Source organism: Sphingomonas horti, from assembly GCF_009753715.1.
GTDB classification, from domain to species: domain Bacteria; phylum Pseudomonadota; class Alphaproteobacteria; order Sphingomonadales; family Sphingomonadaceae; genus Sphingomonas_B; species Sphingomonas_B horti.
The window spans coordinates 18,900-27,228 of the sequence record NZ_WQMS01000004.1 but is presented as its reverse complement, the minus strand read 5'-3'; the positions used below and the strand labels follow the sequence as shown (position 1 = coordinate 27,228).

General features: G+C 66.8%; 7 protein-coding genes. 1 reads left to right on the top strand and 6 read right to left on the bottom strand.

All coding sequences use genetic code 11. From position 1 onward, the window contains the following. Positions 1 to 110: 110 nt before the first annotated feature. A complete protein-coding gene (locus GON01_RS03495; RefSeq protein WP_232328637.1) occupies positions 111 to 947 on the top strand; it encodes a hypothetical protein in 837 nt (278 codons plus the stop codon). A gap of 22 nt (positions 948 to 969) precedes the next feature. Here GON01_RS03495 and GON01_RS03490 read toward each other — a convergent pair whose 3' ends face one another. The 6 genes from GON01_RS03490 to GON01_RS03465 all read right to left on the bottom strand — a co-directional run bounded on the left by GON01_RS03490 (position 970) and on the right by GON01_RS03465 (position 8,282). Beyond that, positions 970 to 1,809 (bottom strand): MipA/OmpV family protein, encoded by an 840-nt coding sequence (locus tag GON01_RS03490; protein WP_157025994.1) that lies wholly within the window; start codon positions 1,807 to 1,809, stop codon positions 970 to 972. A 161-nt stretch (positions 1,810 to 1,970) separates the two neighbouring features. After that, positions 1,971 to 2,351: a hypothetical protein gene (locus tag GON01_RS03485; protein WP_157025993.1), complete on the bottom strand. Its 381-nt coding sequence runs from the start codon at positions 2,349 to 2,351 to the stop codon at positions 1,971 to 1,973. Positions 2,352 to 2,353: 2 nt separating this feature from the next. Beyond that, positions 2,354 to 2,602: a hypothetical protein gene (locus tag GON01_RS16855; RefSeq protein ID WP_309503903.1), complete on the bottom strand. Its 249-nt coding sequence runs from the start codon at positions 2,600 to 2,602 to the stop codon at positions 2,354 to 2,356. Between the two features lie 31 nt (positions 2,603 to 2,633). Next, positions 2,634 to 5,876, bottom strand: a complete 3,243-nt coding sequence (locus GON01_RS03475) for an error-prone DNA polymerase (protein WP_157025992.1) — start codon at positions 5,874 to 5,876, stop codon at positions 2,634 to 2,636. Beyond that, positions 5,876 to 7,672: a DUF6504 family protein gene (locus tag GON01_RS03470; protein WP_157025991.1), complete on the bottom strand. Its 1,797-nt coding sequence runs from the start codon at positions 7,670 to 7,672 to the stop codon at positions 5,876 to 5,878. Before GON01_RS03470 ends, GON01_RS03475 begins: the two co-directional genes overlap by 1 nt. Continuing rightward, positions 7,590 to 8,282: an ImuA family protein gene (locus GON01_RS03465; RefSeq protein ID WP_309503901.1), complete on the bottom strand. Its 693-nt coding sequence runs from the start codon at positions 8,280 to 8,282 to the stop codon at positions 7,590 to 7,592. Before GON01_RS03465 ends, GON01_RS03470 begins: the two co-directional genes overlap by 83 nt. Positions 8,283 to 8,329 lie beyond the last annotated feature (47 nt).

Genomic DNA, 8,329 nt, shown 5'->3' with positions numbered 1-8,329 from the left:
TGTGCCTGCGACCTGCCATCCCAATTCTCCTTCGGGTTCCAGACTATGATACAATCTGGACCACTCAGAAGGGGGCAGCTCACATCTGCAGGGGTTGCGCGGCAATCGCGATGACCGGCAAGGCAACCGATCCCCGCCCGCGGGGTTCGACCAACATGAACGATACTTCTATATCGCCGTCGGGCGCGAACGCCGTCTCACGCACTGCGCCAATTCTGTTCGCGGCCCTGCAGATACTGACGCCCCTGCTGCCTCAGTTTGGTCTGGGCGAACCGATCGGCGAACAGTCCGACCGCGTCCGCACGTTAATCACACCAGCCGGATGGGCGTTCTCGATCTGGGGAGCACTTTATGCCGGTTCCATAGTCTTTGCCGCATATCAGGCTCTTCCCAGCCAGCGTCACAATAGCCTGCTTGCGCAGATTCGCTGGCCGGCTGCAGGGGCTTTCCTCGGCAACGCGCTCTGGGCGCTCTATACGCAGATTTTTGGTTTGAGCGCGATATCGGCGATCATCATCCTGTTCACGCTGGTCTGCCTGATTGTCGTCTATCTACGGTTTTCGCGGCGGGATGTGCCGTTTAGCGCCGGCGATAGATGGTGCGCAGTTCTTCCGCTTAGTGCGCTTGCGAGCTGGTTGACGGCTGCGTCCATCGTCAACATAGCCGCCGCCTTGCGCTTCCATGGCGTCGAGGCAGGTGAGGCGGCCGGCGTGATCTCGGCGGCCGTCATTGTGGCCGGGGGTGCAATTGCGGCGGTCGCGTTGCTGAGCGGGAGGGGCAACCCGCCTTATGCCCTCGTTTTCTTATGGGCATTGGCGGCGATATACGTGGCTGGTGGGCAGATCTCGGGAGCGGTGGCCTTGGCAGCGGCGATTGCAGCTCTGATGGTTATCGGCGCCACTTTCATCGGATTGCGGCAAGGCGGAGCTGCACATTGGTTCCGCTGACGGCGGCGGCAGTTTGCGCCCCTTATAGTCCGAACCGGAATCCGTACCCGATTCCGATCGTGAACTGCCCCCGTCGGCCGCGCTCACGGATGAGGGGCGAGCGTCCCGCTTCGTCGCCGAGCCGCTCCAGGCTTGTGAAAAGGGTTACCGCGCGACGACGATCGAGAGGCCTGATTATGGTTGCGCCCACCCCCGCGGATAGGATGCCGCCGTCCGCATCGTAACGGCCGAGGCCCGAGCGCGAGGACTGAGCCGCGTCAATGCCGAAGAATGTCTGCATGAAGTCCTTGCTCGCGACTGTCGCGCGGGGACCGATACTGAAAATCGAACGACGAAGGCGCGTTCGGTAATTCAGGGAAACATCCGCAACGACGCCTTCGTGCCCGCCAAAGCCTCGCCGGAACTCCGCGCGGGCCTGCCATTCTTCTCTATTCCCGAACCGCTTCTCGACAAAGACACCCGGCTCCGCAGCAGCATCGATATTTCCCAAGCCGCGAAGAGCGTTGCTCGCGCCAGCAACGAGAAATGGCGAACCGCCCTTATCTTCGTCTCGTCCAAAACGGACCTTGACCAACGGACCTGCTTTCCAGCCGCTCCGGTTAATGGCGTTCACCCCAATCCCTTCGGGCACGGACGCGAACAGCAAGTCTCCATAATTCACGCGAAGATCGGGATAGACGGACAGTGCCATGTCACGCGATCCGAGCCACGCCGGGCTCAGAACCGGCGCAATTCCTACCGTGATGCTCCAGCCGTCGGTCCCGGGGCCAGTCCGCTGAAGGCCCCGCTGAATCGGTTCGGTCGTCTGCGCGTAGCAGGGAGCGCCAAGACCAAGTGCGATCACGACCGCTGCACTACGCATTTCTCACGCCTCAAAACATCGCCATGCTTTCTTGTAAACCGCTCCGCTGGCGACAAAGCGGAGCTCCTGGTTCGAGGGATCTGTCCGACCGGCTCTTCGCCCACCGTCTCACATATGCTGAACACACCCTCCATACCTGCTTTGGTCCATGTCGCGGCACCTCAGCGCATCGGCCGCGCTTGGAACAGGTCTTGAGGAGCAACCATGGCGACGCTCGACCTTGCCGATATTTCAGAAAAAATGCGCGACATCGATTTCACCGTGCTGATGACGCGCAGCGAAGACGGCTCCATCGCCGGACGGCCGATGAGCAATAATCGCAGGTCGAGTTTGACGGCGACAGTTTCTTCTTCACGCGCGATGACACGAATACCGTTCGAGACATCCGCCGCGAGCCCAACGTCGCGCTTGTCTATCAATAGAAATCGGGGCTGCTTGGAACAAAGCCATTCTTCCTCACGCTGGAGGGCGGCGCCACGCTCATTCAGCACAAGAACCGCTTCGCCGAGCACTGGACGAAAGATCTGGATGCTTGCCGGCACTGCTAATCCTGATATTTGCCCGCCAAACGAAGCTGTCGAATGATGCCGTTGAACGCGGCGGTCGTCCCTTGCGCGCGGCCGATGTCATTGTCGCCCTTCGCCGCGTCCCAGAACAGTTCGAGTGGCCATCGGTCCGGGCAATGATGCAGCAGGCACCGCAGCGCGAGGCGCACCTCGATCGTATCCACACGGCCTTCACCGGCCCGCGTCATTGCGTGCCGGAGAATGCGGATCGAAAGATCGATGATCACCTGATGGTGACGCGAAAGGGTGGGCACTGGCTCAGCGGAAGTCGCGGGTCTGCAGCCTGAGCGGCTGTTCCTGGCCAGTGCCGTGGTAGGTCGGCGACCGGTCGAGAGTGCGGTCGCCCCTGTCGGGCGCACCGGAATGAACAGCGCCATCCCCGCGTCCCGTCCGATGCGGGAACGAGCGATGCCCCACTTGGGCGAGGAGGTCGGCATAATCGTTGATCCGGTCGCAGATCACGTGAATGACATCGCCTTCTTTCTGCACGCGCCCTTTCATGCCGATCATCGCCGCAGACATTACCGTGCGGCGCTGCGCCTCGAAGCGGTCGGGCCATAAAATTCCCTGAGCGACGCCGGTCTCGTCCTCGATCGTCATGAACAGCACGCCCTTGGCCGAGCCAGGCTTCTGACGGACCAGGATCAGCCCGGCGACCTCGACGTGCCGGCCGTCACGAACATGGGCAAGATCGGCACAGCGCACGATTCCGCGGCGGGCGAGCTCATCGCGCAGGAAAGTGAGCGGATGGGCGCGCAGCGACAGCTGCAGCGCGCGATAATCCTCGACGACTTCGCGGCCATCGCTCATCGGGCGAAGTTCCACTGTCGGCTCGGCACCCTCGGGACTGAATGCCTGCTTGTGCCGATCCGCGGCTTCGAAGAGCGGGAGCGGGGCTTCGCCCAGGCCACGCACCTTCCACAGGCCCTGGCGGCGGTGCGGCTCCATGGCATGAAACGCATCGGCTTCCGCGAGGCGCTCGATCGCCGCACGCGGCACGCCGGAGCGGCGCCATACGTCCTCGACCGACGCAAAGCCGTCGCCGCCGCGCGCGGATAGGATCGCAGCGCCATGAAGATTGGCGAGGCCGCGGACCTGCCGCAGGCCCAGGCGCACGGCATGATACGGCCCGCCGGTCGGCTCCAGCGTGCAGTCCCAGCGGCTCGCATTGATGCAGGCCGGCCGGACTTCGACCCCGTGCGCTTGCGCATCCGACACGATCTGGGCCGGCGCATAGAATCCCATCGGCTGCGCGTTCAGCAGCGCCGCGCAGAACACGTCGGGATGATGGCATTTCATCCAGGACGATGCATAAGCGATCTTCGCGAACGAAGCGGCGTGGCTTTCCGGAAAGCCATAGGAGCCGAATCCCTCGATCTGCTTGAAGGTGCGTTCGGCAAAGTCGCGCGGATAGCCGCGCGCGACCATGCCCTCGACGAGCTTGTCGTAGAAATGGCTGACACCGCCGGTGAATTTGAACGTCGCCATCGCGCGGCGGAGCGCGTCGGCTTCGGCAGGCGTAAAGCCGGCGCCGACGATCGCCACTTTCATCGCCTGTTCCTGGAACAGCGGCACGCCCAGCGTCTTTTCGAGCACCGCGCGGAGTTCGGGGCGGGGATATTCAGGCTTTTCCTTGCCTTCCCGCCGCCTGAGATACGGATGGACCATGTCGCCCTGGATCGGCCCGGGCCGCACGATCGCGACTTCGATGACAAGGTCGTAGAAGCGCGCGGGCTTCATCCGCGGCAGCATCGACATCTGGGCCCGGCTCTCGATCTGGAACACGCCCAAAGTATCGGCCTTCTGGATCATCCTGTAGACGGCAGGATCGTCGTCCTGCAGGTCGGCCATCGACACGCGGACACCCTTCGCCTGTTCGAGCAGCGTGAAGGCCCGGTTCATGCAGCCGAGCATGCCGAGGCCCAGCACGTCGACCTTCATGAATTTGAGGGCGTCGATATCGTCCTTGTCCCATTCGATGACCTGGCGATCGGCCATGCGGGCGGGCTCGATCGGGACCAGATCATCGAGGCGATCATGCGTCAGCACGAAACCGCCCGGATGCTGCGACAAATGCCGCGGAAAGCCGATCAGCTTTCGTGCGAGCTCAAGCGCCAGCCGCAGCCGCCGGTCGGCGAGATTGAGGTTGAGCTCGGCCGCCTGCTTTTCGCCGACGCCTTCCGATGACCAGCCCCAGACCAGCCCGCCCAGCGCCTTGGTCAGGTCGCGCGGCAGCCCGAGCGCCTTGCCGACATCGGCGATCGCGCCGCGGGCGCGATAGCGCGTCACGACCGCGGTCAGCGCGGCGTGGCGGCGTCCATAGGTCTCGTAGATCCACTGGATGATTTCTTCCCGCCGCTCATGTTCGAAATCGACGTCGATGTCGGGCGGCTCGCGGCGTTCCCCGGAGACGAAGCGCTCGAACAGCAGTTCGTGCTTGATCGGGTCGATCGACGTGATGCCGAGCACGAAGCAGACACAGCTATTGGCGGCGGAGCCACGGCCCTGGCAGAGAATGCCGCGCCGGCGGCTTTCCTGGACGATCGAATTGACGGTGAGGAAATAGGGCGCGTAGCCGAGCTCTTCGATCAGCTTGAGCTCATGCGCGATCTGGCGTTCATAGGCAGGGGGTATGCCGTCGGGAAACATCCGCTCGGCAGCTTGCCGCGTCAGCGTGGCAAGCGCCTGCTGTGACGTCATGCCGTCGAGCACCCGTTCGTGCGGATATTGGTAGCTGAGCGCGCCCAAATCGAAGCGGCACTCAGCGGCGATGTCCGCCGTCGCCTGGATCGCATCGGGGAAGGCGGCGAAACGCCGCTCCATCTCTTCGGGGCTTTTCAGATGCCGGTCCATGTGACGCTCGCGCCGGAAGCCGAGCGCGTCGACGGTGGTCTTCTCGCGGATCGCGGTCAGCACGTCCTGGAGCAAGCGCGCTTCAGGCGCATGATAGAGGACGTCGCCCGTCGCCACCGCCCGCACGCCTGCGGCTCGCGCTTGGCCGGCCAGCGCATGCAGCCGGGCCAGATCCTCGCTCCGCCGCCAGAAAGTCAGCGCGAGGAAGCCGCGCCTGCCGAAGGCGGTTTTCAGCTGCACGAGGTCATGATCCAGCCGCTCGCCCGGCTCCTCCGGCAGCAGGATGGCGATCAGGCCATCGGCATGGGCGACGATGTCGCCCCAGCCGAGCACGCACTGGCCTTTGCCGCCCCGTGTCTTGCCAATCGTCAGCAGCCGCGTCAGCCGGGACCAAGCGGCACGGTCGGTCGGGTAGAGCAGCAGGGCGCGGCCGTCGTCGAGCACGAGCCGGCTGCCGGCGATCAGGCGCACGCCAGTGGTCTTCTGCGCATCCCAGCAGCGCACGATCCCGGCGACAGTGCCGAGGTCCGAAACCCCGAGCGCGGTATGACCCATCAGCGCAGCGGCGGCGAACAGCTCGTCGGGACTCGACGCACCGCGCAGGAACGAGAAGTGGCTCGTGACCTGGAGCTCGACATAAGTTGCCATCAGCCAGCCCCGTGCAGCCACCAGCTCAAGTCGCCGGTCTGGGGATCGACGCCGTCGCCGCGGCGGAACAGCCAGTAACGGCCGCCGCCTTCGACCTCGACGCGGAAATAGTCGCGCACTGCCCAGAGCTCGCCGTCGCGCCGCCACCATTCGCCATGGATGCGTTCAGGTCCGTCGCCGGCGACCACCGCATACGTCTTGCCCCGCCAGGCGAAGCGCCGCGGGGGATGGTCGGGGAGCAAGGCGACGACGCCGCTCAGGCGTTCCGGCGCGCGGAGCAGCCGCGCCGGACGCCGCCACGATGGCCAGCCCGTCGGCGCCTCGAGCGGGTCGATGCGGCGCACCGCGCGCTCGGGCACGTCGCTTTCCTCAAGCCCCACCCGGAAGATCGCCCTTGCGCCGACCCGAGCGGCGAGCTGGTCGACCAATGGCGCGAGGTCGGCGGGCTTGCTGTCGCCGGCCAGCGAGCGGCCGAGCGCTTCCGGGCCGAGCGGCTCGGCGTGCGTGGTGAGCAGCCGCGCCTGCTCGATGCCGAAGCCAGGATCGATCGTGTCGAGCTTCAGACGGACGAGCCGCGCGAGGTGCCTGGCATCGCGCGTCGCTTTGGCCGTCCCGAGCAGCAGCTGCTGCTCGCTGCCATCGACGCGCAGCAGCACGAGCGCCAGTGCGCGGACGCCGCGCCCGTCTGCACGCAGCCGTTCGGCCAGATCATTGGCTAGGTCATCGATCACCTGCCCGATCGCCTCCGGTGTCCCGATCGGTTCGAGAAGCCGCCGCTCCGCTGTGGGCATCTCCTCGATCAGCGTCGGCGCGATCGGTTCGGCTTCGCGGCCGAGCGCCTGGTCGAGGCGCAGGATCGCATCGCGCCCGAGCCGCCGCGCAAGCGGTGCACGCGGGAGCGGCAGCAGATCGGCGACTGTGTCGAGGCCGAACCGCCGTGCCGCTTCGGTCGCGTCGGATGTGAGCCGCAGCGCCTCGACTGGAAGCGGTGCGATCGCGCGGAGTGTGCCCCCGGCCGGGACGATCACCCGATCGCCGCCGCCGAAACGCGCGATCGCGTGCGCCGCGCCAGGCGTGTCGGCAATCGCCACTCGGGCCGTGAACCCCAGTCGCCGCAGAAATGCCTGCACGCGCCGAGCGAATCGCTCCTCGCCCCCGAACAGATGCGCCGTTGCGGTCATGTCGAGCCACAGCCCGTCCGGTCCGGACGGCGCCGCAATCGGCGTCCAGTGCCGGACAGCATGGACCGCGAGGCGCTCCAGCCACCCGGAATCGGCTTCTGCTTCGGCTGGACGGATATCGAGCCCGGGGACCAGTGCACGCGCGTGAGCAACGGGCATGCCGGGGCCGAGACCGAGCGCGCGCGCCGCGGGGCAGGCGGCGGCGACCAGTTCGCGCTGTCCCGACCGCTCGACCAGGATCAGCGGCTGACCGGCGATGACCGCGACCGGTGCAACTGCTGCCAACCGGCCGGCGTGCCCGCCCTCATCAGGGGGCATCGCGCGAAACGGGTGGTCGGCCGCTTCGGAGCGCGGGCCGAGTTCCCAGATAGAGGGCCGCCGGCGCGCCGGCGCCGCTCCGGTCGGCGCGTCCCCGCGCGCTTTGGCCGGTATGTCTTGCGCCCAGCGCGCACCGGGTCGCCAGCCGCCGCCGCGCGGCACCGAGCAGGGGCCCGGGTCTTCGTCGACCGGCAGGGCGGGAGGCTCGCGCGGCTCAGGCGGCGCGAGCGGCCGCTCGTTCCGGCGCAGCCGCTCGATCGACAGCTGCGGCAGGAAGAGCGAGGCGACCCTGGGCATCGCAGGCCTCCACAATAATGGAAAAGGGATCGCCGCCGCGCTGGCGGGCGAGCTCGACACTCCAGCGCGCGCGCGTCAGGCCCGCGGCACCGGGCAGGGACGGCGCGCAACCGACCCGCCACCGCGTGACCGCCGCGGATGGCTCGGCGAGCGGGCACTGGCCGGCCTTGCGCCAGCGGCGGAAAAGCAGGGCGGGCGTTCCGGTTTCGGCGGCGGCGAGCTGGAGCCGGCGCGTCGCGGTCATGCCGGCACGCCGGACTTCGCCGACCACCGCGGCGAGCGTGCCGTGGCGAAGAGCGTCTTCCATTGCCGCGAGCACCATCGTGTCGTCGCGCGCTTCGACGAAGATCACGCGATCGGGCGCGAGCCCCGCCTGCTCCAGCCCGGGTCCGTAGAGGTCGAAGCGGGACACGGCCCAGAGCACGCTGCCTCCCTGCTGCGCCAGGCGCGCGACAACTCCGGCCGTGAACAGGGTGGTAGCCGCGTCATCGGCAAGACACGGCGCCGCCGGTGCCAGATCGTGAAGCGCCCCCCGGCTCAGCCCATGATCCTGCAGCCGTTCATCGAGCGCCGCCAGGCCGAACGGCAGCGCGTCGGCGGTGCGCGTCACGGCCGCCACCCGCGCTACCTGAGCACGGAGGGACTCGAGACATTGAG

Coding starts and splice junctions, on each gene's coding strand:
- GON01_RS03475 (WP_157025992.1), bottom strand. CDS start 5,876: ATGGCAACTTATGTCGAGCTCCAGGTCACGAGCCACTTCTCGTTCCTG.
- GON01_RS03490 (WP_157025994.1), bottom strand. CDS start 1,809: ATGCGTAGTGCAGCGGTCGTGATCGCACTTGGTCTTGGCGCTCCCTGC.
- GON01_RS03495 (WP_232328637.1), top strand. CDS start 111: ATGACCGGCAAGGCAACCGATCCCCGCCCGCGGGGTTCGACCAACATG.
- GON01_RS03470 (WP_157025991.1), bottom strand. CDS start 7,672: ATGCCCAGGGTCGCCTCGCTCTTCCTGCCGCAGCTGTCGATCGAGCGG.